Genomic DNA, 26865 nt, shown 5'->3' with positions numbered 1-26865 from the left:
ATCATGCGAATTCGCGTCATCAACCCGAATACCACCGCCGCGATGACCGCCGTCATCGACCAGTGCGCCCGGGCCGTGGCCGGTCCGGGCACCGTCGTGGAGGCCGTCACGTCGACGATGGGCCCGGCCTCCATCGAAGGTCACTACGACGAGGCGCTCGCGGTACCCGGACTGCTCGCCGAGATCGCGCGCGGCGAGGCCGAGGGCATCGACGGCTACGTCATCGCGTGTTTCGGCGATCCGGGACTGTATGCGGCGCGCGAGTCGGCCCGCGGCCCGGTGATCGGTATCGCCGAGGCGGCGATGCACGCGGCCAGCCATCTCGGCCGCGGATTCAGCGTCGTCACCACCCTGTCCCGCACCGTCGGCCAAGCCGTGGATCTGGCCGAACGCTACGGCATGAGCCGGTTCTGCCTGGGCGTGCACGCCACCGACATTCCCGTGCTCGAACTCGACGACCCGAAGGTGCGCACCGTTATCGCCGACGCCTGCCGCGCCGCGGTGGCCGCCGACGGCTCCGACGCCGTGGTCCTCGGCTGCGCGGGCATGGCCGACCTGTGCGAATACCTGACCGAGGAGGTCGGCGTCCCGGTCGTCGACGGGGTGGCGGCGGCCACCCTGTGGGTGCAGTCGCTGATTACGCTGGGTCTGCGCAAGTCCGGGCGCGGCGAGTTCGCCGCACCCCTGCCCAAGCCCTACACCGGCCCCCTGTCCACCTTCGGCACCGATGGAGTCGCCCAGTGACGTTGCCCCCCGAGTTCCTGTCCGGCCTGGCCGCGCGGCTGGACGCGATCGACGCCGAGCTGGCTCGCCGCTATCCGGGCGATCGCCCCGGCCAGCCGATTCACACCGCCTATGTGTGCGCCGCCGACGCCACCAAGGAGCTGCCCCACGAATGGGGCACGGCCGCACTCGACCTGGCCGATCGGCATGCCGAGTTGCTCACCGAGCTGGCCGGGGCCGAGGTGCTCGCCCGAATGCGAGACACCCTGGCGCAGCGGCCGATCCAGGATCTGCGCCTCGACTTCGAGGACGGCTACGGCACCCGCGGCGACGAGATCGAGGACCGCGATGCCACCCGTGCCGGGCAGATCCTGGCGGCCCTGCCCGCGGCGGTGCATTCGCGCGGTATCCGCATCAAGGGGCTGACCGGGGCCGAATGGGAGCGTGCGGTGCGCACCCTGGAGCGCGTGCTCGACGGCGCCGGTGGGGTGCCCGACGGGTTCGTGTTCACCGTCCCGAAGCTGCGGTCGGTCGAGCAGGTCGGCATCGCCGTGCGGCTGTGCGAGGAACTGGAGTCCGCCCACGGATTGCCGTGCGGCACTTTGCGTTTCGAATTGCAGATCGAGAGCCCGCAGGCGATCGTCGCCGCCGACGGCACGGCCACCGTGGCCCGGGCCATCCACCGGTCCTCCGGGCGCTGTAGTGGATTGCATTACGGCACTTACGATTACAGTGCCGCATGCGGTATCTCGCCGCAGTTCCAGTCGCTGGAGCATCCGGTGGCCGATCATGCCAAGGCCGTCATGCAGGCCGCCGCGGCGCAGACGGGTGTCTGGGTGTGCGACGGCTCGACACAGGTGGTGCCGCTCGGCTCCGACGCCGAGGTGGCCGCGGCGGTGTCGCGGCACTACCGCCTGGTGACCCGGTCGCTGGAACGCGGCTTCTACCAGGGCTGGGATATGCATCCCGGCCATCTGGTGACGCGCTGGCTGGCGACGTTCTCGTTCTTCCGTGGTGCGCTGGCCGCCGCCGCCCCGCGGATCGACCGTTATCTGCAGCGTCGGGGCGGCGCCGTCGTCGACGAGCCGGCGACCGCGCAGGCGCTGGCCACGGTCGTGCTGCGCGGCCTGGACTGCGGCGCCTTCGGGCCCGACGACGTCACGGCACTGGCCCCGGCCGCCACGGTCGAGGTGCTGTCCCTGTTGCGAGAAAGGAAACTGCCCCCTCGATGAGCGGCGAAGCAACCGAATTCACCCTGCTGCCCGATCTGGCCGTGCGCACCCTCGGTGGCGCGGTGATCTGGGCCGACGACGAATCGTTCGCAGAGAAGGAGAATCTGATCCGGCCCGAGGCCGCCACGTTCGCCGCGGCCACCTTCGGGCACAAGGGCCAGGTGTACGACGGCTGGGAGACCCGGCGCCGGCGCCGGCCGGGTGGGGCGGCGCCCGCCTCCGAGGACAACGACGCGGCCATCGTGCGGCTCGGTGTCCCCGGCGTGATTCGCGGCGTGATCGTGGATACCGCGTGGTTCAAGGGCAACTATCCGCCCGAGGTCTCGGTCGAGGCGATCGCGGTCGAGGGCTATCCGCCCGCCGAACAGATCGCCGCCCACGACGATTGGACCGTGGTGGTGCCGCGCAGCAAGGTCGCCGGTGACTCGGAGAATCCGTTCGTCGTCGAGTCGGAGCGGCGGTTCACGCATGTGCGGCTGCGCATGTATCCCGACGGCGGCGTGGCCCGGCTACGGGTACATGGGGAGGCGAAACCCGATCTGCGGTGGCTGGATTCGGGACCGTTCGATCTGGCGGCGCTGGAGAACGGTGGGCGCGTGGTGGATTGCTCCAATCGCTTCTACTCGCATCCGCAGAATCTGTTGATGCCGGGGCGGGCCCGGGTGATGGGCGACGGGTGGGAGACCGCGCGGCGACGCGACCGCGGTAACGACTGGGTGCGGGTGCGCCTCACCGGAGAGGGTGTGCTGCGGCAGGTCGAGATCGACACCTCCTATTTCCTGTTCAACAGCCCCGGAGCGGCGCGGTTGACCGGAATCCGGTCCGACGGAAGCGAAGTCGAACTGCTGTCGCATACCGATCTGCTGCCCGACACCCGGCACCGGTTCGCGATCGAGGTGGCCGAGCCGGTGACCGAGGTGCGTCTGGACGTCTATCCCGACGGCGGTTTCGCGCGGTTGCGGCTGTACGGGACGCTCACCGACGCCGCCCGGGAGAGGCTGCGCGCCGAGCAGGTGCTCGACGGCTTCCTCGACACGGCCCTCGACGAGCTGCGGGACGGACAGGAGTGACTGTGAACGCGTATCCACGGGATATGGTCGGCTACGGCCCGACTCCGCCGCACCCGCAGTGGCCCGGCGATGCGAATATCGCCGTGCAGTTCGTCCTCAACTACGAGGAGGGCGGGGAGAACACCGTGCTCGACGGTGATCCGGCGTCGGAGACGTTCCTGTCGGACATCGTTCCCGCACAGGCGTTCCCGAACCGGCACCTGAGTATGGAGTCGCTGTACGAGTACGGGTCGCGGGCCGGGCTGTGGCGGGTTCTGCGGGCATTCGAGAGCCGCGGAATTCCGTTGACCATTTTCGCCGTCGCCCGTGCGCTGGAACGCAATCCGGAGGCGGTGGCGGCATTCCAGCGGCTCGACTACGAGATCGCCTGCCACGGATTGCGCTGGATCTCTTACCAAATGGTGGATCCCGAGACCGAGCGGCAGCACATGGCCGAGGCCGTGCGGATCATCACCGAGCTGTTCGGCGCACCGCCGCGCGGCTGGTACACCGGGCGCGACTCGCCGCAGACCCGGGAACTGGTGGTCGAGCACGGCGGATTCACCTACGACTCCGATTCCTACGCCGACGACCTGCCGTACTGGGTGCGCGTGCACGACACCGACCACCTGGTGGTGCCGTACACGCTGGAAACCAACGATATGCGGTTCTCGTCCCCTGCCGGTTTCGCCAACGGCGAGGAGTTCTTCACCTATCTGAAGGACGCTTTCGACGTGCTCTACGCCGAGGGCGCGGCCGGTGCGCCGAAGATGCTGTCGGTGGGCCTGCACTGCCGCTTGGCGGGTCGTCCCGCGCGAGCGGCGGCCCTGGGCCGGTTCCTGGACTACGTGCAGTCCCACGACAAGGTGTGGCTGGCCCGCCGCATCGATATCGCCGAGCACTGGGCACAGGTGCACCCGCCGCGCTGATCAGCCGGTGAAGGACGGGACCGGGCCGCGTCGCGACCAGACCACGCCGCGACGCTCGTGCGCGAACAGGGTTTCCACCGCGTGGGCCACCTGCGGACCGATTTCCCGTTCGATCACGTGGAGGGCGACGTCCAAGCCGGAGGTCACGCCCGCGCCGCTGACGAGGTTGCCGTCGTCGACGACGCGGGCGTGCACCGCGGTGGCGCCCGCGGCGGCGAGGGCCTCCATGCCGAGGTGATGGGTGGTCGCGGGGCGACCCGCGAGCAGCCCGGCCATCGCGAGGATCATCGAGCCACCGCAGACGGTGGCGACGAGGGTGTCGCCGCGCTCGAGGGCCTGGGACAACAGCGGCGACAACCCTGTTCCGGCCGCCCGGGCGAGGATGGCGACGAGGTTGTGATCCGGATCGGCGGTGTCGTCGGAGGGCAACCCGACGCCTCCCGGTACGACGATCACATCGGCGCGTTCCGGATCGAGTGCGGCGGTCGCGCGCAGGCTCACCGACGCGATACCGCTGGTGACCTCGCGGGCGCCCTCGGCAGTGACCAATTCGACGGACACCCCGCCCTCGGTCGCGAGACCGGCGGCGTACAGGGCCTCGTAGGGGGCGACGACGTCCAAGAGAGCGAAGCCGTCGAACAGGGCGAATTGCACGTACATGGGACTCCCGAAAGCTGGTCGTGATCTAGGTGCGGCCAGCGTAGGCCGACCGAAACCTGCTGTCCCAGGGGAGAAATCGCCAACTTTCCACGGATTCTCGCCAGCGGCGGCGGGCCGCTTATCGTGGCATCGTGCACACGGTGGCGATCCTGGCTCTCGATCACGTCGTACCGGCGGACATGGCGACGCCGATCGAGGCTTTCGGCCGCGTCCGGCTCGCCGACGGGCAACGGCCGTACCGGGCGCTGGTCTGTGCGCCGCACGCACAGGTGGTGACCGACGCCTTCGCGCTCACGGTCCCGCACGGCCTCGACCTGCTGGCGCAGGCGAATACCGTGATCGTGCCCGGTTGTGGCGACCATGCCGGTCCCCCCGACGAGCGTGCGCTCGCGGCGCTGCGAGCGGCGGCCGATGCGGGCACTCGTATCGCCTCCATCTGTACCGGCGCATTCGTTCTGGCCGCCGCCGGATTGCTGGACGGGCAGGCCGCCACCACGCACTGGCTTGCCGCGCAACGGCTGGCGGAGATGTTCCCGAAGGTCGAGGTGCGACCGGATGTGCTCTATGTGGACAACGGGCAGATCCTCACCTCGGCCGGTGCCGCGGCGGGTCTGGACCTGTGCCTGCACATGATTCGCCGCGACTTCGGCTCGGCCGTGGCCGCCGACACCGCACGGGTGGCCGTCGTACCGCTCGAACGCGAGGGCGGGCAGGCACAGTTCGTCACGCACGCGACACCACCCGTACCCCAAGGCTCGCTGCTGGAGCCGGTGCTGACGTGGATCGAGAACAACCTCACCACCGACCTCACTCTCACCCGGCTCGCCCGCCGCAGCGGCCTCAGCGAACGAACCTTCTCCCGCCGCTTCCGCGAACAAACCGGCACCACCCCTCTGCAATGGCTCCTGCGCGCCCGCATCCGCCGGGCCCAGCACCTCCTGGAAACCACCGACCAACCCGTCGAATACATCGCCACCCAAGCCGGTTTCGGCTCCCCCACCGCCTTTCGCGACCGCTTCAAACGCACGGTCGGCGTCACCCCCACCACCTACCGCCGCTCCTTCCGCACCCCGGTGAGGTGAGGACCGGAATACCCCGACGGGACGGTGGTTACATGCCTGGGCATTCGGTGATCGGGGCGGGGTAGATCTCGGGTGGGGTGGAGGTGCGCCAGGGACGGTGGATGGTGGGGCCTTCGAGGCGGGCCAGTTCGGGGAGCCAGTGGCGGACGTAGTCGCCGGCCGGGTCGTGGCGGGCGGCTTGGCGGAGCGGGTTGAGGACTCGGTTCGGGCGTGTGTCGGTGCCTGTCCCGGCCATCCATTGCCAGTTGAGCTGGTTGTTGGCGACGTCCGCGTCGACCAGCCAGCGCAGGAAGTGAGCGGCACCGAGTCGCCAGTCCAACCGCAGGGTCTTGGTGAGAAAGCCGGCGGTGATCAGGCGGGCGCGGCCGGGCATCCAGCCTTCGGCGAGCAGCTGGCGCATGGCGGCGTCGACGATCGGGAATCCGGTGTTGCCGGTTCGCCAGGCTTGGGCCGCGTGCGGGTCGTCGCGCCATCGAATGGGGCCCGGGCGGTAGTCGTTCCAGGCCGCGTCGGGTCGGGCGGCCAGCACCTGGTGGTGGAAATCGCGCCAGGCCAACTGTCGCGAAAAGGCCTCGCCACCTGGCGTCGTCGTGTCGATGCGCGGCAGGATCTCGGTCACGGACAGGCATCCGAAGTGCAGATAGGGCGACAATCGGGAGGTGGCGTCGGCGGTCAGCTCGTCCGCGCTGCCATAGTGGCCGATCCCGCCGGACAGCCAGCGCCGCAACATCTTTCGCCCTGTGGTCTCGCCGCCCACGGCCAAGTGGGGTGAGCCCTCGCCCCGGTCGGCGAAGTGGGGCAACCGATCGCTCTGCACGGACGGCACCACCAGGGTGCGCGGCGCGGCCAGCGGCTTGCGCAGCGGAACCTGCTGCCAATGCCGGTAATACGGGGTGAAGACGGCGAAATGATCTCGCCCCGAGGCCGGCCGCAGGTCCGACGGGGCGACGGCGGTGATCGAATGAGTATGTACCTGCAGACGGCAATCGTGCCGAGCCAGGCGCTCACGCAGGGCCGCCTCGCGGTCGCGGCTGTACCGGCTCACATCGGCGGCGATATGCACGATGTCGGCATGCACGCGAGCGACCACCCGCTCCACCTCATCGACGACATCGCCGTGCCGAATCACCAGATGACCTCCGGCAGAGCGCAGTTCGGTGTCGAGTTCGGCGAGTGCGGCGGCGAGGAAACGGAGGCGATTGGGTCCGACGGCCGGGATCCGGAGGATCGTCTCGTCCACGACGAACAGCGGCACCACCGCATCGGCCGCGCGATGGGCTGCCACCAGCACAGGGTTGTCGTGTACGCGGAGGTCCCGGGTGAACAGTGCGACGGCGATGCTCACCGCATCCCCTTACGTGCCCGCGATCCGGGAAGCCGCAATACGGTGTGGCGCACCGTTATCGGCCCGTCCGACCGAACAGATGACGCAGCGTCGACTCGAGGTCCACGGTGCGGAAGCGGTGCCGGGCGGCGGTGAGACGGGCAGGAACGACGCGCTGATCGGCGTTGGCCAGTTCGTCGGCACCCTCGCGGCCGAGCAGCAGGGCCGGGCCGAAGGACGGGACCGGTAGCAGCGCCGGGCGACGCAGCACTCGGGCCAGGGTTGCGGTGTAGTCGGTGTTTCGAACGGGTTGGGCTGCAACGGCGTTCACAGGCCCCGACAGCTCGGTGTCCCACAGCGCGCGGTGGTAGATGTCGATCAGATCGTCGATGCCGATCCACGACTGCCACTGCCGACCGTCGCCGATGCGCCCGCCGAGCCCGGCCGCGAACAGGGGTCGTAGCAGCCGCAGTGTTCCGCCTCGCGGTGATTGCACGATGCCGGTCCGGACGGTGACCACTCGCGCGCCCGCGGCCGCCGCTGCGGCGGCTTCCCACTGCGCGACCACATCGGCGAGAAAACCCTCGCCGCGAGAGCTGTTCTCATCCAAGGGCTCGTCACCGCGATGTGCACCGTAGTAGCCGATCGCGGAGGCGCTGACGAAGGTCGGCAGCCCGGCGCGTGCCGCGAGTTCGGCCAGTTTCCTGGTAGGGCCGATGCGAGAGTCGGCGATGGCGTGCTTGTGCGCGTCGGTGAACCGGCCCGCGATGGACGCGCCCGCCAGATGGATCACGGCATCGACGCCATCGAACAGATGCACATCCGGATCGTCCGGATTCCATTGCCGTTCGGCCGGATCGGTCGGTGCGTGGCGGACCAGGCGCAGCACCGTGTGCCCACCGGTGCCCAGGAATGCCGACAGTGCGGAACCGACCAGACCGGAGGCCCCGGTAATTGCGATCGTCGACCGCCGGAATCCCCGCTCTGCCGCTTCACGATGGGCGGCCAGGTCGTCGGCGAGTTGCCGATACCGGTAGTCGAACATCGGCCGCAACACCGACTCGGGCACGGGAGTGTCGACCCGATCCACGACGCGCGTATGCGTCTCGTCGACGATCTCGAAGTCATGGGTGTGGCGCCAGCGCAGCAGCGCAGCGGCGGGCGCCGAGGCGAGACCGTCCACGGCGATCGCGTCCACGAACCGCCGCGGCGGGTCGTAGTCGGCGCTGCGGTGCTGGGCGACCCAGCGCAACCCGCCCGGCAGGCGCAGCACCGCGCGACCGTCGGCCAGGGAGCGGGCCTCGGCGGCGACGTCGACCGGCTGCCACGGCGGCGCCAGCCGGGTGAACGCGCCGGGACGCTCGTACCAGGCGAACACCTCGTCCCGCGGTGCCGCCACAACGCTCGAACACGAGATGCTCACACCTCGACTGTAACCACCCAGCAAACGAACCGGGCGGGCCCGCGCCGAGCGAGCTCACTGTGGCCGGCGGCGCTCCAGCCGTTCCAGGGCGACCGCGCGGCGCATGGTTTCGCGCGCGCGGGTGCGGTCACCGGCGTAGTCGTAGGCGCGTGCTACCCGGTAGTTGGTGCGCCAGTTGTCCGGGTCGGCCTCCCATTCCTTTTTGACCTGGTCGAAAAGGGCGTCGGCGGCGGCCTTTTCGATGCGGCCGGAGGGGCGGTGGGGCAGTTCGGAGACGTCGAGCTCCAGGCCCTCCTCGTGGATGCGGCGCGCGAGGCGCTGGTGGGCGAGGGCCGCCGTGATGCTCGTCCCCACCACCCACACGCCGAGAATCGGCAGGATCAGCACACCGATGCCCATGGCCACTGCGACGGCCTTACCGGAGCCGATCAGCTCCACCGCGATGCGTCCCAGCAACAGGAAATAGAACGCCAGCGCCACCACCAGGAAGGCGATGAAACCGACGGTCCGCAGCACCTGCCGGGAGGAGTCCTGTTCGGGGGTGCTCACAGATCCAGCAGCGGGTCGAGGCCGACGATCAGGCCGGGGCGGCGGCCGATCTGCCGCACACCGAGCAGCACACCGGGCGCGAACGAGCTGCGGTCCAGCGAGTCATGGCGAATCGTCAGCGTTTCGCCCTGCGTCCCGAACAGCACCTCCTGATGGGCGACCAGACCGGCCAGCCGCACCGAATGCACCCGCACCCCCTCGACGCTCGCCCCGCGGGCGCCGTCGAGTTCGGTGGTGGTGGCATCGGGGCTCGGGCCCACACCGGCCCGCTTCCGCGCCTCGGCGATGATGCCCGCGGTGCGGTACGCGGTGCCGGACGGGGCGTCGGCCTTGTTCGGGTGGTGCAGTTCGATGACCTCCACCGAATCGAACCAGCGGGCCGCCTGCTCGGCGAACCGCATCGACAGCACCGCCCCGATCGCGAAGTTGGGCGCGATCAGCACGCCGACCTCCGGCTTGCCCGCCAGCCAGCCGCGCACCTCGTCGAGCCGGGCCTCGTCGAAGCCCGTGGTGCCGACAACCGCATGGATACCGTGTTCCACCAGCCACCGCAGATTCGGCATGACCACATCCGGATGGGTGAAGTCGACGACGACCTCGGTGCCGTTGTCCGTGAAGGTCTCCAGCGCGTCGTCCTTGTCCACGGCGGCGACCAGCTCCAGATCCTCGGCCGCCTCGACGGCCGCGCAGATGGCCTGCCCGACCTTGCCGCGCGCACCGAGCACACCCACCCGGATCCGGTTCGTGGTCACCCTGAACTCCTCACATCCCGTAGAACAATCCCCGCCGAGCCTATCCGGTCCATGGATCGACCATCGAAACGCCGGTAACCTCGAAATGTTTGCGATTGCGAGTGACGAGCGTGAGACCATGCGACTCGGCCGTCGCCGCGAGGAACGCATCCATCGGAGAGATGAGCCGCCCTACTGCCTCGGTTCGGGCACGGACCCGACCCCACGCGTGAGCGACAACCTCATCGACCGGGATCAGCCGGGTTCCGAATCGACCGGACAGCTCGGTGGTCAACCATTGGTCGAGGCGCTTTCGTCTCGACCCATTCGGCAAACGATCCACTCCTTGGCGAAGCTCGGCAATGGTGATCACACTGAGATAGGTGCGGTCCTCGTCAACGGTGTCGAGCCACTCCATCAAGCCAGGATCCGGCTCCGGTTTCACCACCTCCGAAACGGCATTGGTGTCGAGCAGGAATTTCTTCACAGCTCCACACTCCGGTGCGGCGATTCGCTCCTATCTCGCTCGACCACCAATCCCGAATCCCGCAACGGAGATTCGACAAGGAATCGCGCCAAGCTGCCCGCTCTGGTGCTCTTCCGCACCCATTCCTCCACCGGCACCACGACGGCCACCTCTTTCCCACGCTTGCTGATCACTTGCGGTCCCTCCCTTTCCACCTTGTCGATCAGCTCGGAGAACCGGGCCTTCGCCTCCGCCAGGGGCCATGCGATATCGAAGCGTTCCCCCCGGTCGTTCTCGTTCGACGAATCTCCCGCCACCCGAACCACCTCCTTTTGACCAATATAGTCAAAGTAGTCAGGATAGTCCATAGGCAGGTCGTATGACGGACGGGGAGCTCAGTCGAAGACGATGACCTGCCGCAACCCGTGCCCGGCCGCCAGCTCGTCCATGGCGTGGTTGATGTCGTCGAGCCGGATACGCGCGGAGACCAGGCGCTCGACCGGCAACCGGCCCGCCCGCCACATCCGCACGTATTCGGGGATGTCGCGCGCGGGCACGGCCGAGCCCAGATAACTGCCCACGATCGAACGCCCCTGCGCCACCAGAGCGAGCGGTGAAATACTCGCTCGCGCTTCGGGATTGGGCAGGCCGACGGTGACGGTCACACCACCCGGCGCGGTCGCGGCCACGGCGGTTTCGAAGGCACGCACATTGCCCGCCGCCTCGACCACGGCTTCCGCCTGCACCCTGCGCTCGGCCAGCTCCGCCGGGGTGTACACCTGCGTGGCCCCGAGTTCCCTTGCCAGCTCGAGCTTTTCGGGCAGGGTGTCGACGGCGATCACCTCACAGCCGAGCTCGTCGCGCAGCGAGGCCGCCACCAGCACCGCCGCCATGCCGACCCCGCCGAGACCCACCACCATGATCCGGTCCCCTCGGCGCGGTTTCGCCGAATTCAACAGCGCCCCACCGCCGGTCAGCACCGCGCAGCCGAGCACGGCGGCCACCTCGGGCGGCACATCGTCGTCCACCGGCACCACCGAGCGGCGATCGACCACCGCGTAGGTCGCGAACCCGGAGACCCCGAGGTGATGGTGCACGGGCTCACCCCGGCGCAGCAGCCGCCGCCCGCCCCCGAGCAGTTCCCCGGTGTTGTTGGCCAGACTGCCCGGCAGGCACGGGGTGCGTCCGTCGGTACCGCAGCCCTCGCAGGACCCGCAGCGCGGCAGGAAGGTCATGACCACCCGCTGTCCGACCGCGAGATCGCTGCCGCCCGGTCCGGCCTGCTCCACGCGCCCGGCCGCCTCGTGCCCGAGCAGCATCGGCACCGGCCGCACCCGATTCCCGTCGACCACCGACAGATCCGAGTGGCACAGCCCCGCCGCCTCGATCCGCACCAGCAGCTCCCCCGGCCCCGGCTCGCCCAGATCCAGCTCATCGACAACGATCGGTTTCGACTCGGCGAACGGCGCCGGGTCGCCGATCCGCTCCAGGACAGCACCACGAATCCTCATGCGCGCGACGCTACCGCGTACCCGCCGCGGCGGTCACGGACTCGGGACGGCCGACAACGTCCGGAAACACCTCCCCACAGGCATAATCGGTAGGACGTCGAGGAAGGGGACGAGGCGAGTCGATGCAGACGAGAGCTGACCGTGGTGACCGGCGGTAATCGGTAGACATGGTGACAAGATCACGGGCGCACACCGCGGTGTCGACGACGCGGACGCGCCTGGGCGTGGCTGCCCTGGCCGTGATCTTGAGCGCGACGGCCTGCGGCGACACCGGATCGTCCGGACCCCCGCCCGCGGCCGCGCCGACGACGGCGGTCAGCGATCCGGCCGGTGCCCCGAATCTCGACGCCGGGGAGGAGTTGGCGCACGGACTGAATGTCCCGTGGGGGTTGGCCTTTCTACCGGACGGCTCGGCCCTTGTCGCGGAACGCGATACCGGTGCGATCCTGCGGTTGGTACCCGGTTCGGCACCCGAGCGGGTATACGAGGTGCCCGGCGTCGTGGCCCGAGGCGAGGGCGGGCTGCTCGGGCTCGCGATATCGCCGCGATACGCCGAGGACCGCTACGTCTACGCCTACTTCACCGGCGCGAGCGACAACAGGATCGTGCGCTTCCGGCTCGACGGACCGGCGCAGGACATCTTCACCGGAATCGCCAAGGCCGGCAACCACAATGGCGGACGCATCGCCTTCGGTCCCGACGGCATGCTGTACGTGGGCACGGGTGATGCGCAATCCGGCCCACGGTCCCAGGACCGCACCAGCCCCAACGGCAAAATCCTGCGATTGACTCCCGACGGCCGCCCGGCCCCCGGCAACCCGGATCCGGATTCGCCCGTCTACAGCCTCGGTCTCCGCAATGTGCAGGGCCTGGCCTGGGATCGAGAGGGCCGACTCTACGCATCGGAATTCGGCCAGAACGCCCTCGACGAGATCAACCTGATCGAGCCGGGCCGCAACTACGGCTGGCCCGCGGTCGAGGGCGTCGGCGACACCGAGGCCGGGCGCTATACCAATCCACTGGTCACCTGGCGGACCCGAGACTCCTCACCGTCCGGCATCGCGATCACCGCCAATACCGTCTACGTGGCCGCGCTGCGCGGCGAGCGGCTGTGGTCGGTACCGCTGCGCGACGGCGGCCTCGGCGACCCCGAGCAGCACCTTCGCGACCGGTACGGCCGGTTGCGCACGGTCGAGGTAGCGCCCGACGGGGCATTGTGGCTCACCACGTCCAACACCGATGGCCGCGGCGATATCCGCCGAGGCGACGATCGGATCATCCGCTTCCCGGCACGGTGAACCGGCTCAATCGGCGGGTACCGGCGGCTGTTCGGTCGGTGTGGGCGGCCAGACGTCGGGCTTGACGTTCGAGGGTTTGAGGCCGGGGTCCGGATCCCAGAAGAACTCGGTGCCGACCCAGGCTTTGGGGCGGTCGAACCGGATCTCGGCGGCGGCGAATTTGGTCCGGCGGAACGAGATTTCGCCGAAGAAGTCACCGCCGGAGAAATCGACCGTGCGACCGTCGAGAACCGCGTCGTCGAACGATACGGTGCCGTGATATTCGGCGCGAGCGAAGTGGGTGGTCACGGTGGCCCCGCGCCATCGGGAACGCAGGCCGAACCGGGCGTCGTCGAAGCTGGTGCGGGCGGCATAGAACCGGCCACCGCTGAAAACGATCTCGGTACCGCCGAATTCGACATCGTCGAACCGCACCCGCGAGCCGTCGAAGGTGACGTTCTCGAACGACGTGGCCGCACCGGCGAACCGCGCACCGGTGAAGAGGGTCTGATCGCCGGAGAAGGTGGCGCCGCCGAAGTCGGTCCGCTCGGCGAGGAACCTGGTCTGCCCGAACGAGGTCCGGTCACCGGAGAACGTCGCGCCCCGGAACGATATGTGCGGTCCGCGGAAGACGGTCTCGTCGAAGGCGGCCGGGGAACGGAAGACCGCGCCGTCGAATTTCACCCCGACGCCCCGGCGCTCGGTCCGGCTGCTGTCGCGGGGCGCGAACTCCGCATACCTGAACAAGGTGGTCGCTCCGCGGAAGACGGCGTCGCGGAAGGAGATGTAGCGGCAGGTGAACGTCGCGAACTCGAAGGTCGTGGCCCGCGTCCCGGTGAAGACCGCCCGCGCGAAATACGTTCGCTCCCCGGCGAAGACCGCATACCGGAAATCGGCATCCTCGAGCACCGCATCGGCGAAATCGAAGTTCCGGTCCGACCAGGAGATCTCGGCCGAGGGTCGCAGATGGGCGGCGATCACGTCGACGATGGTGCGGCGCACCTCCCGGTCGTTCTGCCGGAACTGGTAGCGCAGCTCCACCGTCGACTCCGCACCCACCGTCTCGGTGCGGCTCATCAGGTGGTTGGCGCCCGCCTCCGGCTCGTAGGGCAGCCGCAGATATCCGCACAGCACATCGATGCACTGCTGACGGCGGCTCGGCGCAACGAATTCGTCGGCGACACCGGCCATGGCGTAGACGCCCGCGATCCGGACGGCCACATCCGGGTCGCCGAGCTGTTTGGCCGCCGCGCCGAACAGCTCGGCGAAACGGGTGCGTTCGGAATCGCGTTGCCGCCGATAGGCGACGACCAGGGCGACGGCGCCGCCGACACCGGCCGTCACCGACAATGCGATCTTGGTGAGGTCCAGTTGATTCGGCGGCTCGGCCCTGGCCCCGAACAGAAACCACAGCAGCCACCAGGTGAATCCCGCGATCGCCAACCCGCCGACCACCGCGGACACCACCGACAGCAACAGCGTCGAGTGCTGCACCCTCCGGTTCAGCCGTGTGCCGAACCACCCCCTCCGCCACATAGCGGCATGGTATCCGTTGGGTCCGACATGGCGCAGTCCGACCAGCGTCTTCCGTTACCCCACAAGATCTTTCACACTCTCACCCCCTACTGCGGCAAGCCTGGCGCTACCGCCGGGGCGGGTCCGACCGCACCACCGCGATCGAGAACCCGCCCCGGTAGCTGGGTCACGCCCGGCTGCCGCGCAACCCGATGCCCGCAGCCACCAGGCAGGCCAGGGCGACGACCGCCACGAACCACGGGAACACCGTGCTCATCCCCCACATGGTCGCCGCCCACCCCGCGATCACGGTCGGCAGCGCCATCGCCGAATAGGCCAGCAGGTAGTACGCCGACATGGTCTCGCCGCGCTTGTGCTGCGGCACGACGTTGGACAGATGCCGCAGCGAACCACCGAAGCCGAGCCCGAAGGTGCCACCCAGCAGCAGTCCCGCGGCCAGCACCACCACCCAGTTGTGGGTGCTCAGCGCCGGAATGGTGAGCAACAGCGCCGCGGCCATCCCGGCATCACCGGCGACCGCCGCGCGCCGCGCCGGGATCCCGGTGGCGAACAGCTGCGACAGCGCGCCTGCGGTGGCCGTCGCCGCCACGACCGCACCGCCGAAGACCAGATTGTGCACGCCGGTCTTCTCCGCCGCCAGCGACGGATACAGCGACAACAGCACGCCCAGCACCGACCAGGCCGCCATCACACCCAGCGCCGAGAACCAGAAGTCGGCGCGGATCTCCTGCGGCACCGCCGGTTTCGCGATCCGGATGGGTGCCGACACCCGGGCGGTATGGGTCTCCTCCATCACCACCACACCGGCCGCGATCAGCAGGCACAGGATGGTGATCACCACGTACGGCGTGCGCAGCGGATGCGGCACGTACTGCGCCAGCAGGGCCGAACCCAGAATCGCCACGGCCATGCCGACATTGAAGGCCACACCGGTGAGCTGCCCGGACCGCGCGCCGTGTTTGGGCCGCAGATCCAGCAGCGCGGCCGCGCCCGCGACCACCGTGGCGCCGACGGCCATGCCGTGCAGTGCCCGCGCGATCAGCAGCATCACGACGTTGTCGGCCAGCAGGAACACCACCAGCCCCGCCACCATGGTGGCAAAGGCGCCCAGCAGCACCGGTTTTCGCCCGACGACATCGGAAATCTTGCCCGACACCAGCACCGCCGCCAGCGCCCCGATCGCATACAGCGCGAACACGATGGTCGTGGTCAGCGGGGAGAAATGCCATTCTTTCTGGTAGATGCCGTAGAGCGGCGCCGGCGCCCCGGAGACGCCGAGGGCGACGCCGCTGGCGGCGAGGATCAGGGCGTAAGCCCAGGGTTGCGTCGTCCGCTCGCCGGGGGCAACAGCCACAGTCGCTGCCATAGATCCCTCTCCATCAGGTACGTTTGATTTCGATCGAACTCAACATCCCGATCACCGGTTCGATTCCTATCAAACCGGCCAGTGAGGTAGATCATGACGGATACCAAAGCGATCGTGGAAGCGCATCCCGTCGGCTCGGTGCAGGCGGTGCTGGCCGCACTGCACGATCCGGTGCGGCTGGAAATGGTCCGCCGGCTCGGCAACGCGGGCCGGGCCATGCGCTGCGGCCTGCTCTACGACACGATCAACAAGTCGACCGCGACCCACCACCTGAAGATCCTGCGCGAGGCGGGCATCACCGAACGCATCGTCCAGGACGGCCACACCTACGCCCGCCTACGCACCGACGAACTCGACGCCGCCCTCCCCGGGTTGCTGCCCGCCATCGTGGACGCCGCCAACAAGGCCCGGCAGTCCGCAGAGCACGCCGGCGACAAGTAGTCGGCCCGAAGGACTCAGTGCAGCGTGTCGTGGAGCAGATGGTGTGTGCCCCACCAGAATCCGGCCAGCAGCAGGACAACGATCACCGCGAGCACGACATACACCCACCAGTCCGGACGGCCGAGCGACAGGACCGTGGCGGGGATCGCTTCCACGATCATGGTGAGCAGCAGGGCGCAGACGATCGCGAGCAGCGCCCACATCGCGACGGGCTGGTGGGACCAGTAGGCCACGGCCGCGAGGGGTCCGCCGATGAGAACCGCCGCGCCGCCGATGACGACGAACCCGAAGAGGGCGTAGTCACTGCACGCCTCACGATCCTCCTCGCCCGCACAGCGGCGCATCCAGGCCCCGAACAGCAGTAGGTGTCCGAACACCGCGCCCAGCACGGCCACCACCAGCAGCACGTACCCGCCGCGCACTGAGGCCGGCATCGGCCGCAGATACAGCAGCGCGGCTCCGATGTCGGCGATCAGCGCGGCCACGATCAACACCAGCAGCGCGAGCAGCGCCTCCGGTCGTTTCAGCAGCCGCCGCCGCAGATAGCCCTGGGGCAGCTGGCGACGCAGCTTGCGGAATACGCCGAACCACGCCAGCGGTATCGCCCAGAACACCACATGACCGACCGCACGCAAAGCACCACCGGACATCCAGCTCGACGCGATCACCACCGCGGCGACGTACGCCCACACCCAGGTCGCCAGCCGCATCAGGGCTCGCCACGTGATCGCCGCCAGCAGCCGTCTCGCTTCGGTGTGCACCGGGCTGGTCGCCAGCACTCCGCGCAGGACGGCCACGGCCTTGATGCGCCCGAACCCGAACGACAAGTCGTATGTCAGTCGCGCCCGCAGCGTGAGCAGGTCGGCGTCGGCCGGATCGGTCGCCAGCCCGGCGTCGACGTGGCGGCGGGCCGACTCGGACTCGGCCAGGCGCAGATACACCCGGGCCGCCGAGGCATGGACGCCCGGCGACCCGGGAGCCAATGCGGCGGCCCGCTCCACCATGTCCCGCGCTTGGGCCTCCGTCTCCTTCGTCTTGTTCCGCGAACGCGCCAGAATCCCGGCGGTTGTGAGCAACACGCCGGTGTCGTGCGGTGCCAGCGCCGCCGCCAGTCGCGCGTGCCGCAGCGCCGACTCGGTCCGCCCCTTCACCTCGAATGCCAGCGCCGCGGTGAGATGCGCATCCGTCCGGTCCGGGTCGGCCGCCAGGGCCGCACCCGCCATCCGCAGCGCCTCGTCGAATTCGTCGAGCCGATAGGCGATATCGGCCATCCGTTCCAGTAGCGCCGCATCCTCGGGCGCCCCGACCAACGCCGTCCCGACGATCCGGCGAGCCTCGTCCAGACGGCCCAGGTGCACCGCCGCGTCCGCACGAGCCAGCGCCCGGTCCACGTCGACGATCATTCTTCCCCCCGAAATTCGCAATGGCCCCGTGATATTTGGAGCCTATGCAGCACCCCGGCCCGTCCGCGCCGGATTATCCCGGCGCGGACGGCCTTTCGCTCAGTCGACCAGCTTGCGCACCGACGCGGGCAGCTCCCGGGCGCGCCGGTAGGGACCGGCCACCGACACCGCGAACGGGCGCGACAGCAGCGCCCGCGCCACCGCCGACACCTCCTCGGTGGTCACCGAGTCGATGCGCGAGAGGGTCTCGGAGACACTGCGGTGATTGCCGTAGCTGAGTTCGCTGCGGCCGATGCGGTTCATGCGGGAACCGGAATCCTCCAGCCCCAGCACCAGGCCACCACGCAGCGAACCCTTCGCCCGCGCGCATTCGGCGTCGGTGATCCCGTCGGCGGCGACCTCCTCCAGCACGCCGCGCGCCAAACTCGCCACCTGCCCGAGGTTTTCGGGCTGACACCCCAGATACACCGAGAACGCCCCGGTGTCGGCGAAGGTGTCGACGGTCGAGTACACCGAGTACGCCAGCCCGCGTTCCTCCCGGATCCGCTGGAACAGCCGGGAACTGAGCCCGCCGCCGAGCACGGTGTTCAACACCGACAGCGGCCAGCGCTTCTCCCCCTCGTGGCGCCCGAACGCGCGCACCCCGAACACCAGATGCGCCTGCTCGCTGTCGCGGCGCATCCAGTGCAGTTGCGGCGGCGTGCGCATGCGGAAGCGTCCCTCCCGCCGCGGCGCCGGGTCGCGGGTGGGGTCGAGGTGCCCGGCGAAGGCGCGGTACACCAGTTCGACCGTGTGCTCGTGCTCCACGTTTCCGGCCACCGCGACCACCATCCGGTCGGGCCGGTACCGCCGGACATGGAAGCCGCGCAGCTGGGCCGCGGTCATGGATTCGATGGATTCGATGGTCCCGATCACCGGCCGCCCGACGGGATGATCGCCGAACAACGCGGTCAGGAAGGCGTCCCCGACCGTGTCCTCCGGATCGTCGTCGCGCATCGAGATCTCCTCGAGCACCACCTGCCGCTCGACGGTCACGTCCTCGGCCCGGCACAGCCCGTTGAGCACCACATCCGACACCAGATCCACCGCCAGCGGCAGATCCTCGTCGAGCACGTGGGCGTAGTAGCAGGTCTGCTCCTTGGCGGTGAACGCGTTCAGCTCGCCGCCGACGGCGTCCATGGCCTGTGCGATATCCAGCGCCGAGCGGGTCGGGGTCGCCTTGAACAGCAGATGCTCGAGGAAGTGCGCGGCACCGGCCACGCTCGGACCCTCGTCGCGCGATCCGACCCCGACCCACACACCGATCGAGGCCGACCGCACGCCCGGCACATGTTCGGTGACGACCCGCAGGCCGCCGGGCAGAACGGTTTTCCGGACGCCGCTGTCGGACAGCGGAACATCCGTCGCGCTCATCCGGAGAGAAGAACCCCCCTGCTCGGTAGCGACGAGCAAGGGGGTGGCTGACTTCTTCTTCGTCACACCGAGATGTTTACTCCGCACCGGCCTCGGCCGCAGCAGTGTTGTCGCTCGACTCACCTTCGTCCTCGACCGGAACCAGCGAAATCTTGCCACGGTTGTCGATGTCGGCGATCTCGACGCGAATCTTGTCGCCCACGTTCACGACATCTTCGACCTTGCCGACTCGCTTTCCGTTACCCAGCTTCGAGATGTGCACCAGACCGTCGCGACCCGGCAGCAGTGACACAAATGCGCCGAAGGCAGTGGTCTTGACGACCGTGCCGAGGAAGCGCTCGCCGACCTTCGGCAGCTGCGGGTTGGCGATGGCGTTGATCGCGTCGATCGCGGCCTGCGCCGACGGGCCGTCGGTCGCGCCGACGAACACGGTGCCGTCGTCCTCGATGGAGATGTTGGCGCCGGTGTCCTCGGTGATCTGGTTGATGACCTTGCCCTTGGGTCCGATCACCTCGCCGATCTTGTCGACCGGGATCTTGATCGCGGTGACGCGCGGGGCGTAGGGGCTCATCTCGTCCGGGGTGGCGATGGCCTCGGCCATCACGTCCAGGATGGTCAGGCGCGCGTCGCGGGCCTGGTTGAGAGCACCCGCGAGAACCTTCGACGGGATGCCGTCGAGCTTGGTGTCCAGCTGCAGCGCGGTCACGAAGTCCCGGGTGCCCGCGACCTTGAAGTCCATATCGCCGAAGGCGTCCTCGGCGCCGAGGATGTCGGTCAGCGCCACGTAGCGGACCTCCTCCTCGCCCTGGTCGTTCTTGATCGCATCCGACACCAGGCCCATGGCGATACCGGCGACCGGGGCCTTCAGCGGCACACCGGCGTTCAGCAGCGACAGGGTGGAGGCGCACACCGAACCCATCGAGGTGGAGCCGTTGGACCCCAGCGCCTCCGACACCTGACGGATGGCGTAGGGGAAGTCCTCCTGGCTGGGCAGCACCGGGATCAGCGCGCGCTCGGCCAGCGCACCGTGGCCGATCTCGCGGCGCTTGGGCGAACCCACGCGGCCGGTCTCACCGGTGGAGAACGGCGGGAAGTTGTAGTGGTGCATGTAGCGCTTGGAGGTCTCCGGGCCGAGCGAGTCGACCTGCTGGGCCATCTTCACCATGTCGAGGGTGGTGACGCCCAGGATCTGGGTCTCACCGCGCTCGAACAGCGCCGAACCGTGCGCCCGCGGCACGACCGCGACCTCGGCCGACAGCGCCCGGATATCCGCCAGGCCGCGGCCGTCGATGCGGAAGCCGTCGGACAGGATGCGCTGGCGCACCAGCTTCTTGGTGACCGAGCGGAACGCCGCGCCGATCTCCTTCTCGCGGCCCTCGAAGTCCTCGGCGAGGCCGGACAGCACCTCCAGCTTGATCTCGTCGATCTTCTCCTCGCGCTCCTGCTTGCCGGAGATCGACAGCGCCTCCGACAGCGGCCGCTCGGCCGTGCCCGCAACGGCCTCGTACACGTCCTGCTCGTAGGGCAGGAAGACCGGGAAGTCCTCGGTCGGCTTCGACGCCAGCTGGGCCAGATCCTGCTGGGCCCGGCACAGCCGCGCGATGAACGGCTTGGCGGCCTCGAGGCCCTCGGCCACAACGGTTTCCGTCGGCGCCTGCGCGCCGCCCTCGACCAGGGCGATGACGTTCTCGGTGGCCTCGGCCTCGACCATCATGATCGCGACGTCGCCGGAGTCGACCACGCGGCCCGCGACGACCATGTCGAACACGGCGCCCTCGAGCTGCTCGGTGGTCGGGAACGCCACCCACTGGCCCTCGATCAGTGCCACGCGCACGCCGCCGACCGGGCCGGAGAACGGCAGGCCCGCGATCTGGGTGGACGCCGAGGCCGCGTTGATGGCGACCACGTCGTAGAGATCCTTCGGATCCAGGCTCAGCACGGTCACCACGACCTGGACCTCGTTGCGCAGGCCGTCGACGAACGACGGGCGCAGCGGGCGGTCGATCAGGCGGCAGGTCAGGATCGCGTCGGTGGAGGGGCGGCCCTCGCGACGGAAGAACGAGCCGGGGATGCGTCCCGCGGCGTACATGCGCTCCTCGACGTCGACCGTCAGCGGGAAGAAATCGAACTGATCTTTGGGCTGCTTACCGGCGGTGGTGGCCGACAGCAGCATGGTCTCGTCGTCGAGGTAGGCGACGACCGAACCGGCGGCCTGCTTGGCCAGGCGGCCGGTCTCGAAGCGGATGGTGCGGGTGCCGTAGGACCCGTTGTCGATCAGGGCCACCGACTCGAAGACGCCGGGTTCGACCTCGACGGCGGAGCTGGTCTGTGTTTCGGACATTTCTCTTCTCAACCTCTCGTCTTCGCCGAATCCAGCGCCCTCGTGGCGCGATTCGGCTGTGCTTACCCTCGGGGAGGGTGCAGCCGTACCCGGTGCGGGCGCGCGGCAGCCCTCGTGGCCGCGACGCGCACACCCGACCGTTCCCCTTGGAAGCGGTGACGCGGAGGCGGTCATCGATCGAAGCCCTCCGGCGGCACTGTCGTCGTGGAAGACCACCGTCGTGCCGAAAGGCCACTACCGAAGACCGACGCCACGCATGCGGGTGCGTACGGCTGGTGTGGATCGTCGTACCCGGGGACCGAGTCGGTCCCGATATACGACTAGCCGACGAGGAGATTCTATGCCTCCCCGTCGGCTGCCTAGCGAACTGCCTGCTCGCAGCTCGTGCGTCGCGACGTCAGCGGCGCAGTCCGAGCCGCTCGATCAGCGAACGGTAGCGCTCGATGTCCTTGTCCTGCAGGTACTTCGACAGGCGCTTGCGACGGCCGATGAGCTGCATCAGGCCGTGGCGGGTGTGGTGATCGTGCTTGTGCTTCTTGAGGTGCTCGGTGATGTCGGAGATCCGCTTGGTCAGCAGCGCGATCTGGGCCTCCGGCGAACCGGTGTCCTTCTCGTGCACGCCGTACTCGGCGAGGATCGTCTTCTTCTGCTCGGTGGACAGAGCCACTGATTCACTCCTGGTGTTCCAGTCCGCGCTCGGAAGAACCGGGATGTCCCGGGCGGGCGCCACCGCGGACCGCAGCAAACCCGACGGATCAGCCTACCGGACCCACCGAGTGCGCCGACAAGCCCCCCCCCGGCCTGGCGAAGCCTGGCGGGGCTTACTTCTCCTCCTCCGGCGCCAACACCTTGCGGGTCTGTTCCACGTCGCGGCCCATGGCCTCGATCAGCTCGTCGACGGAAGCGAATTTGCCCTGGCCACGGATGTGGTCGACGAAATCTATGGCCACGTGCTGGCCGTAGAGGTCCACGTCGGCGTCGAGGACGTATGCCTCGACCGTGCGGCTGCGCCCGGAGAAGGTGGGGTTGGTGCCCACCGACACCGCCGCCATGGCGCGCTTGCCCGGCAGGGTGGTGCCGACCGTCTTGCCCGGGGTCAGCACGGTGAACCAGCAGGCGTAGATCCCGTCGGCGGGAATGGCGGCATGCATCGGCGGCGCCACGTTCGCGGTCGGGAACCCGAGTTCGCGGCCGCGGCCGTCGCCGTGCACGACCACGCCCTCCACCCGATGCGGACGGCCCAGCGCGTCGGCGGCGGCGGCCATATCACCGGCGTCGACGCAGGCGCGGATATAGGTGGAGGAGAAGGTGACCGCGTGCTCGCCGACCAGCTTGACCCCGTCGACCTCGAAACCCCAGCGCGCGCCCAGCTCACGCATGGTGTCGACGGTGCCTGCGGCCTTCTTGCCGAAGGTGAAGTTGTCGCCGACCACGACCTCGACCACGTGCAGCTTCTCGACCAGCAGGTCGTGCACGTAGCGGGCGGGGGTCAGCTTCATGAACTCGTGCGTGAACGGCATCACACAGAACACGTCGATGCCGAGTTCCTCGACCAGCTCCGCGCGCCGGGTCAGGGTGGTCAGCTGCGCGGGATGCGAACCGGGCCGCACCACTTCCATGGGGTGCGGATCGAAGGTCATGAGGACCGAGGGAACCCCGCGCACCGCAGCGGATTTCACGGCACGGCTGATCAGCTGGGCGTGACCGCGATGCACACCGTCGAACACCCCGATCGTGAGCACGCACCGGCCCCAGTCCGGGGGCATCTCCTCGAGACTTCGCCATCTCTGCACACCCGGCAGCCTACGCAAGACGGGTCACGGACAGCATTCGGCGGTGCGGATGTTCACAGCGCGGTAGCGCCCGGATTCGCGGTTGGTCATATCCGCGTCACCCGGCTGGGGGCCGCGCGTGCCGATGTGGGAAACCTACGCAGGTGTGCTGTGCCTGATGGCGGCGTCCGCGGTGCCCTACGTGGTTACGCAAGCTGCCGCCTCCGGGCCCGTCGCTCCCACCGCTAAGCTCGGTGACGTGCCTGGCAAACGAGACATCGCCACCCGACGCGAGCTGGTCGACCCCTCCGCGCCACACGAATCCGGCGACGGCGCGACGGTAGCGCCGGTCCTGTCCTCGGTCGCTCAGGATTATCTGAAGGTGATCTGGACCGCGCAGGAGTGGTCGCAGGAGAAGGTGTCGACCAAGCTGCTCGCCGAGCGCATCGGTGTCTCGGCGTCCACGGTGTCGGAGGCGGTACGCAAGCTGGCCGACCAGGGCCTGGTCGAACACGCCCGCTACGGGTCGATCGCCCTCACCGAGAACGGGCGCCGCGCCGCCATCGCCATGGTGCGCCGGCACCGGCTGATCGAGACCTTCCTCGTGAACGAGCTCGGCTATGGCTGGGACGAGGTGCACGACGAGGCCGAGGTGCTCGAGCACGCGGTCTCGGAAACCCTGATGGAACGCATCGACGCCAAACTCGGCCACCCCGACCGCGACCCGCACGGCGATCCGATCCCGTCTGTCGACGGCGCCGTCCCCACCCCGGTCGCCCGCCAGCTCAGCCGCTTCCAGGCGGGCGAGTCCGGCCGAGTCGCCCGCATCGCCGATTTCGACCCCGCCATGCTGCGCTACTTCGACTCGGTGGGCATCGCCCTCGACACCCTCATCACGGTCGTCGAGCGCCGCGACTTCGCCGGCACGATCGCCATCCGCATCGCCGACCGCACCATCGACCTCGGCAGCCCGGCAGCGGAAGCCATCTGGCTGACCCACTGATTCCGGCGAAAAGCACGCCGGAGAACTAAGGGCAATCTCCTACCCGATGAGGTCGGCGGCGCGTTCGGCGATGGCTGTGCCCAATTCGGCGGTGGTGCTGGTGCCGCCCAGGTCCGGTGTGCGAATGCCGTTGTCCGCCAGGACTTCGCAGACCGCGCGATCCACCGCCGCGGCGGCCTTCGGTTCGCCGAGGTGGTCGAGCATCATGGCGGCGGCGAGGATTTGGGCTATCGGGTTGGCGATGCCCTGGCCCGCGATGTCGGGGGCGCTGCCGTGGACGGCCTCGAACATCGAGGGGGCGTCTCGGTGCGGGTTGATGTTGCCCGACGGGGCCAGGCCGAGGCCGCCGGTGACGGCGGCGGCGAGGTCGGAGAGGATGTCGCCGAACAGGTTCGACGCGACGATCACGTCGAGCCGCTCGGGGTGCAGCACGATCTCGGCGGCCAGCGCGTCCACATGCATCTGGCGGGTCTGTACCTCCGGGAATTCGGCGGCAATGCGCTCGAAGACGCTGTCCCAGTACGGCATCGAATGGATGAGGCCGTTGGATTTGGTGGCCGAGCACAACCGGCCGCGGCGTTCACGAGCCTGTTCGAAACCGTAGCGGATGATCCGCTCGCAGCCGGCGCGGGTGAACACCGACTCCTGCAGCACGAATTCCTCCGCGCGGCCCGGATTGTGGATACCGCCGATCTCGGAGTACTCACCCTCGGAATTCTCACGCACGATCAGAATGTCCAAGTCCTCGGCGGTGCGGTCGCGCAGGGCCGATTCGGTACCCGGCAGCAGGCGCACCGGCCGCAGGTTCACGTACTGACCGAACGCACGCCGTAGCGGAATCAGCAACCCCCACAGCGAGATATGGTCCGCGACACCCGGAAACCCCACCGCGCCCAGCAGAATCGCGTCGAATCCGGCGAGCAGCTGCGGACCGTCCGGCGGCATCATACCCCCGGTGCGCAGGTATTGCTCACAGGACCAATCGAATTCGGTCCACGCGATACCGGGCAACACCGCATCGACGACCTTGACCGCCTCGGCGGTCACGTCGACTCCGATGCCGTCGCCGGGAATGGTGGCGATGCGGTATGTCACAACTGCACTCCGATGTATTTGGTCTCCAGGAATTCATCGATACCGAGCAGGCCGCCCTCGCGACCGAGTCCGGACTCCTTCACCCCACCGAACGGGGCGGCCGGATTCGACACCACGCCCTGATTCAGCCCGACCATTCCGGTCTCCAACGCCTCACACACCCGCAGCCCCCGCCGCAGATTCTCGGTGAACACGTATCCCACCAGGCCGTAGGGAGTGTCGTTGGCGCGGGTGACGACCTCCTGCTCGGTATCGAAGGCGGTGACGGCCGCGACGGGCCCGAAGATCTCGGTGTGGCACATCCGCGCCTCGTCGGGAACATCCACGAGAACCGTTGCAGGATAGAAGTTCCCAGGTCCCTCGACCGGTTCGCCACCGGTCAGCACACGCGCTCCCCGCTCCCGCGCATCGGCCACCAGCTCGGTCACCTTCGCCACCGCATCCGCATCGATGAGCGGGCCCACAACGACACCCGGATCGGTACCGCGTCCCCTCGGCAGCGCCGCCATCCGCTCGGCGAGCCGACCCGCGAACTGATCGATAACGCCGCGCTGCACGAAGATTCGATTCGCGGCGGTACACGCCTGCCCGATATTGCGCATCTTCGCCGCCAGCGCGCCCTCGACCGCGGCGTCGAGATCGGCGTCGTCGAACACGATGAACGGGGCATTGCCGCCGAGTTCCATGGAGGTGCGCATGACGGTACGGGCGCACTGCTCGAGCAGCTTCTTGCCGACGGCGGTGGAGCCGGTGAACGACAGCTTGCGGGACCGCTCGTCGAGGATCAGCGGCGTCATCACCGCACCCGGATCCGAGGTGGTCACGACGTTCACGACACCGGCGGGAACACCGCACTCGTCCAGGATCTCGGCCAGCGCCAGCGTGCACAGCGGAGTCTGCTCCGCGGGTTTGACCACGCAGGTGCATCCGGCCGCCAGGGCGGGCCCGATCTTTCGGGTCGCCATCGCCATCGGGAAGTTCCACGGCGTGATGAGCAGGCTCGGCCCGACCGGCTGCCGCGTCACCAAGAACCGCGACCCACCGCCCGGCGCAGGCATATATCCCCCGTCCAGCCGCACGGCCTCCTCGGCGAACCAGCGGAAGAACTCTGCGGCATAGGCGATTTCGCCCCGCGCCTCGGCCAGCGGCTTACCCATCTCCAGGGTCGCGATCAATGCCAGCCGCTCGATGTCGTCGAGCAGCCGCCGATGGGCGCGCAGGAGTATGTCGCTGCGTTCACGCGGCGGCGTCCGTGCCCAGTCCGCCTGCGCGGCTGCCGCGGCATCCAGCGCGGCGAGCCCGTCCGCCGCCGATGCATCGGCGACCTCGCACAGCGGCTGCCCGGTCGCCGGGTCGGTGACCGGCATAGTGGCGGCCGTCGTGCGCCACTGCCCGCCGATGTACAAGCCCGTGGGCACGCTGTCGATCGCGGTTTGCTCGGCCCGAATCAGGCCCGTGTCGAGTTGCGTCACTGCCCGCTCCTCACCCTGGTCCGCCGCACCCATTGCTGCGACCCTGTCCGCCATGTTATGCATATTG

25 protein-coding genes are annotated in these 26865 nt (G+C 69.0%); 8 read left to right on the top strand and 17 right to left on the bottom strand.

The features are described 5' to 3' along the window. Positions 1-3 precede the first annotated feature (3 nt). Genes IU452_RS13475 through puuE form a run of 4 tightly spaced genes read left to right on the top strand, consistent with a single transcriptional unit; the run spans position 4 to position 3933 of the window. Positions 4-744: an aspartate/glutamate racemase family protein gene (locus IU452_RS13475; RefSeq protein ID WP_195109633.1), complete on the top strand. Its 741-nt coding sequence runs from the start codon at positions 4-6 to the stop codon at positions 742-744. Beyond that, a complete protein-coding gene (locus tag IU452_RS13470) occupies positions 741-1955 on the top strand; it encodes a DUF6986 family protein (RefSeq protein ID WP_195109334.1) in 1215 nt (404 codons plus the stop codon). The genes IU452_RS13475 and IU452_RS13470 overlap by 4 nt, the downstream gene beginning before the upstream one ends. Beyond that, complete coding sequence (gene alc / locus IU452_RS13465; protein ID WP_195109333.1) at positions 1952-3025, top strand: allantoicase; 1074 nt, start codon at positions 1952-1954, stop codon at positions 3023-3025. Before IU452_RS13470 ends, alc begins: the two co-directional genes overlap by 4 nt. 23 nt (positions 3026-3048) lie before the next feature. Beyond that, positions 3049-3933 carry an allantoinase PuuE gene (puuE, locus tag IU452_RS13460; protein ID WP_195109632.1) on the top strand — a complete coding sequence of 295 codons (885 nt, stop codon included), beginning with the start codon at positions 3049-3051 and terminating at the stop codon, positions 3931-3933. Here puuE and IU452_RS13455 read toward each other — a convergent pair whose 3' ends face one another. Then, positions 3934-4593, bottom strand: a complete 660-nt coding sequence (locus tag IU452_RS13455) for a DJ-1/PfpI family protein (RefSeq protein WP_195109332.1) — start codon at positions 4591-4593, stop codon at positions 3934-3936. 131 nt (positions 4594-4724) lie between these two features. On the opposite strand from IU452_RS13455, the gene IU452_RS13450 reads away from it, so the two are divergent. Then, the gene (locus tag IU452_RS13450; protein ID WP_195109331.1) at positions 4725-5675 is read left to right on the top strand and encodes a GlxA family transcriptional regulator; all 951 of its coding nucleotides are present in this window, start codon (positions 4725-4727) and stop codon (positions 5673-5675) included. 28 nt (positions 5676-5703) lie between these two features. Here IU452_RS13450 and IU452_RS13445 read toward each other — a convergent pair whose 3' ends face one another. The 7 genes from IU452_RS13445 to IU452_RS13415 are packed head-to-tail and all read right to left on the bottom strand — an operon-like array spanning position 5704 to position 11679. Then, complete coding sequence (locus IU452_RS13445; protein WP_195109330.1) at positions 5704-7020, bottom strand: cryptochrome/photolyase family protein; 1317 nt, start codon at positions 7018-7020, stop codon at positions 5704-5706. 55 nt (positions 7021-7075) lie between these two features. Then, complete coding sequence (locus IU452_RS13440) at positions 7076-8422, bottom strand: TIGR01777 family oxidoreductase (protein ID WP_195109329.1); 1347 nt, start codon at positions 8420-8422, stop codon at positions 7076-7078. Positions 8423-8476: 54 nt separating this feature from the next. Then, positions 8477-8971: a hypothetical protein gene (locus IU452_RS13435; RefSeq protein ID WP_195109328.1), complete on the bottom strand. Its 495-nt coding sequence runs from the start codon at positions 8969-8971 to the stop codon at positions 8477-8479. Beyond that, complete coding sequence (dapB, locus tag IU452_RS13430; RefSeq protein WP_324192629.1) at positions 8968-9708, bottom strand: 4-hydroxy-tetrahydrodipicolinate reductase; 741 nt, start codon at positions 9706-9708, stop codon at positions 8968-8970. Before dapB ends, IU452_RS13435 begins: the two co-directional genes overlap by 4 nt. Positions 9709-9763: 55 nt before the next feature. Next, on the bottom strand, positions 9764-10189 hold the full coding sequence (locus tag IU452_RS13425; protein ID WP_195109326.1) for a type II toxin-antitoxin system VapC family toxin: 426 nt from the start codon (positions 10187-10189) through the stop codon (positions 9764-9766). After that, on the bottom strand, positions 10186-10536 hold the full coding sequence (locus IU452_RS13420; RefSeq protein WP_195109325.1) for a type II toxin-antitoxin system prevent-host-death family antitoxin: 351 nt from the start codon (positions 10534-10536) through the stop codon (positions 10186-10188). Before IU452_RS13420 ends, IU452_RS13425 begins: the two co-directional genes overlap by 4 nt. 27 nt (positions 10537-10563) lie before the next feature. Further along, positions 10564-11679, bottom strand: coding sequence for an alcohol dehydrogenase catalytic domain-containing protein (locus IU452_RS13415; RefSeq protein WP_195109324.1), 1116 nt, complete (start codon positions 11677-11679; stop codon positions 10564-10566). A 167-nt stretch (positions 11680-11846) separates the two neighbouring features. Here IU452_RS13415 and IU452_RS13410 point away from each other — a divergent pair, with 167 nt between their 5' ends. Further along, a complete protein-coding gene (locus tag IU452_RS13410; protein ID WP_195109323.1) occupies positions 11847-12977 on the top strand; it encodes a PQQ-dependent sugar dehydrogenase in 1131 nt (376 codons plus the stop codon). A gap of 6 nt (positions 12978-12983) precedes the next feature. Here IU452_RS13410 and IU452_RS13405 read toward each other — a convergent pair whose 3' ends face one another. Both IU452_RS13405 and IU452_RS13400 read right to left on the bottom strand, forming a co-directional pair. Beyond that, positions 12984-14492, bottom strand: a complete 1509-nt coding sequence (locus IU452_RS13405; protein WP_195109322.1) for a pentapeptide repeat-containing protein — start codon at positions 14490-14492, stop codon at positions 12984-12986. Positions 14493-14658: 166 nt separating this feature from the next. After that, the gene (locus IU452_RS13400) at positions 14659-15858 is read right to left on the bottom strand and encodes an MFS transporter (RefSeq protein WP_195109321.1); all 1200 of its coding nucleotides are present in this window, start codon (positions 15856-15858) and stop codon (positions 14659-14661) included. Positions 15859-15951: 93 nt separating this feature from the next. Between IU452_RS13400 and IU452_RS13395 the strand changes: the two genes are divergently transcribed. Next, positions 15952-16299, top strand: coding sequence for an ArsR/SmtB family transcription factor (locus IU452_RS13395; RefSeq protein WP_195109320.1), 348 nt, complete (start codon positions 15952-15954; stop codon positions 16297-16299). Between the two features lie 14 nt (positions 16300-16313). Here the strand turns inward: IU452_RS13395 and IU452_RS13390 are convergent, their stop codons facing one another. The 5 genes from IU452_RS13390 to IU452_RS13370 form a co-directional block, all read right to left on the bottom strand. Beyond that, a complete protein-coding gene (locus IU452_RS13390) occupies positions 16314-17702 on the bottom strand; it encodes a tetratricopeptide repeat protein (RefSeq protein WP_195109319.1) in 1389 nt (462 codons plus the stop codon). Positions 17703-17801: 99 nt separating this feature from the next. Next, positions 17802-19115, bottom strand: coding sequence for a M16 family metallopeptidase (locus IU452_RS13385; protein ID WP_195109318.1), 1314 nt, complete (start codon positions 19113-19115; stop codon positions 17802-17804). 76 nt (positions 19116-19191) lie between these two features. After that, a complete protein-coding gene (locus IU452_RS13380) occupies positions 19192-21456 on the bottom strand; it encodes a polyribonucleotide nucleotidyltransferase (RefSeq protein WP_195109317.1) in 2265 nt (754 codons plus the stop codon). Between the two features lie 397 nt (positions 21457-21853). Then, positions 21854-22123, bottom strand: coding sequence for a 30S ribosomal protein S15 (gene rpsO / locus IU452_RS13375; protein WP_195109316.1), 270 nt, complete (start codon positions 22121-22123; stop codon positions 21854-21856). A 154-nt stretch (positions 22124-22277) separates the two neighbouring features. Then, positions 22278-23249 (bottom strand): bifunctional riboflavin kinase/FAD synthetase, encoded by a 972-nt coding sequence (locus IU452_RS13370; protein WP_195109315.1) that lies wholly within the window; start codon positions 23247-23249, stop codon positions 22278-22280. 331 nt (positions 23250-23580) lie between these two features. Here IU452_RS13370 and IU452_RS13365 point away from each other — a divergent pair, with 331 nt between their 5' ends. Next, positions 23581-24231 (top strand): metal-dependent transcriptional regulator, encoded by a 651-nt coding sequence (locus tag IU452_RS13365; protein ID WP_228817734.1) that lies wholly within the window; start codon positions 23581-23583, stop codon positions 24229-24231. Positions 24232-24270: 39 nt separating this feature from the next. Here the strand turns inward: IU452_RS13365 and IU452_RS13360 are convergent, their stop codons facing one another. Then, the gene (locus IU452_RS13360; RefSeq protein ID WP_195109314.1) at positions 24271-25326 is read right to left on the bottom strand and encodes a tartrate dehydrogenase; all 1056 of its coding nucleotides are present in this window, start codon (positions 25324-25326) and stop codon (positions 24271-24273) included. Beyond that, positions 25323-26831: an NAD-dependent succinate-semialdehyde dehydrogenase gene (locus IU452_RS13355; protein WP_195109630.1), complete on the bottom strand. Its 1509-nt coding sequence runs from the start codon at positions 26829-26831 to the stop codon at positions 25323-25325. The genes IU452_RS13360 and IU452_RS13355 overlap by 4 nt, the downstream gene beginning before the upstream one ends. Positions 26832-26865: the final 34 nt, after the last annotated feature.

Source organism: Nocardia transvalensis (genome assembly GCF_015477765.1).
Taxonomy (GTDB): Bacteria; Actinomycetota; Actinomycetes; order Mycobacteriales; family Mycobacteriaceae; genus Nocardia; species Nocardia transvalensis_A.
The sequence above is the reverse complement of the archived record's forward strand: the minus strand, read 5'-3'. Positions and strand labels throughout refer to the sequence as shown.

Bases quoted from the DNA above. Each gene is read 5' to 3' on its own strand.
- IU452_RS13355 (WP_195109630.1), bottom strand. From the start codon at position 26,831: ATGGGTGCGGCGGACCAGGGTGAGGAGCGGGCAGTGACGCAACTCGAC.
- alc (WP_195109333.1), top strand. From the start codon at position 1,952: ATGAGCGGCGAAGCAACCGAATTCACCCTGCTGCCCGATCTGGCCGTG.
- IU452_RS13395 (WP_195109320.1), top strand. From the start codon at position 15,952: ATGACGGATACCAAAGCGATCGTGGAAGCGCATCCCGTCGGCTCGGTG.
- IU452_RS13410 (WP_195109323.1), top strand. From the start codon at position 11,847: ATGGTGACAAGATCACGGGCGCACACCGCGGTGTCGACGACGCGGACG.
- puuE (WP_195109632.1), top strand. From the start codon at position 3,049: ATGGTCGGCTACGGCCCGACTCCGCCGCACCCGCAGTGGCCCGGCGAT.
- IU452_RS13455 (WP_195109332.1), bottom strand. From the start codon at position 4,593: ATGTACGTGCAATTCGCCCTGTTCGACGGCTTCGCTCTCTTGGACGTC.
- IU452_RS13415 (WP_195109324.1), bottom strand. From the start codon at position 11,679: ATGAGGATTCGTGGTGCTGTCCTGGAGCGGATCGGCGACCCGGCGCCG.
- IU452_RS13420 (WP_195109325.1), bottom strand. From the start codon at position 10,536: ATGGACTATCCTGACTACTTTGACTATATTGGTCAAAAGGAGGTGGTT.
- IU452_RS13400 (WP_195109321.1), bottom strand. From the start codon at position 15,858: ATGGCAGCGACTGTGGCTGTTGCCCCCGGCGAGCGGACGACGCAACCC.
- IU452_RS13475 (WP_195109633.1), top strand. From the start codon at position 4: ATGCGAATTCGCGTCATCAACCCGAATACCACCGCCGCGATGACCGCC.
- IU452_RS13380 (WP_195109317.1), bottom strand. From the start codon at position 21,456: ATGTCCGAAACACAGACCAGCTCCGCCGTCGAGGTCGAACCCGGCGTC.
- IU452_RS13405 (WP_195109322.1), bottom strand. From the start codon at position 14,492: ATGTGGCGGAGGGGGTGGTTCGGCACACGGCTGAACCGGAGGGTGCAG.
- IU452_RS13390 (WP_195109319.1), bottom strand. From the start codon at position 17,702: ATGATCGTCGACGTGGACCGGGCGCTGGCTCGTGCGGACGCGGCGGTG.
- IU452_RS13385 (WP_195109318.1), bottom strand. From the start codon at position 19,115: ATGAGCGCGACGGATGTTCCGCTGTCCGACAGCGGCGTCCGGAAAACC.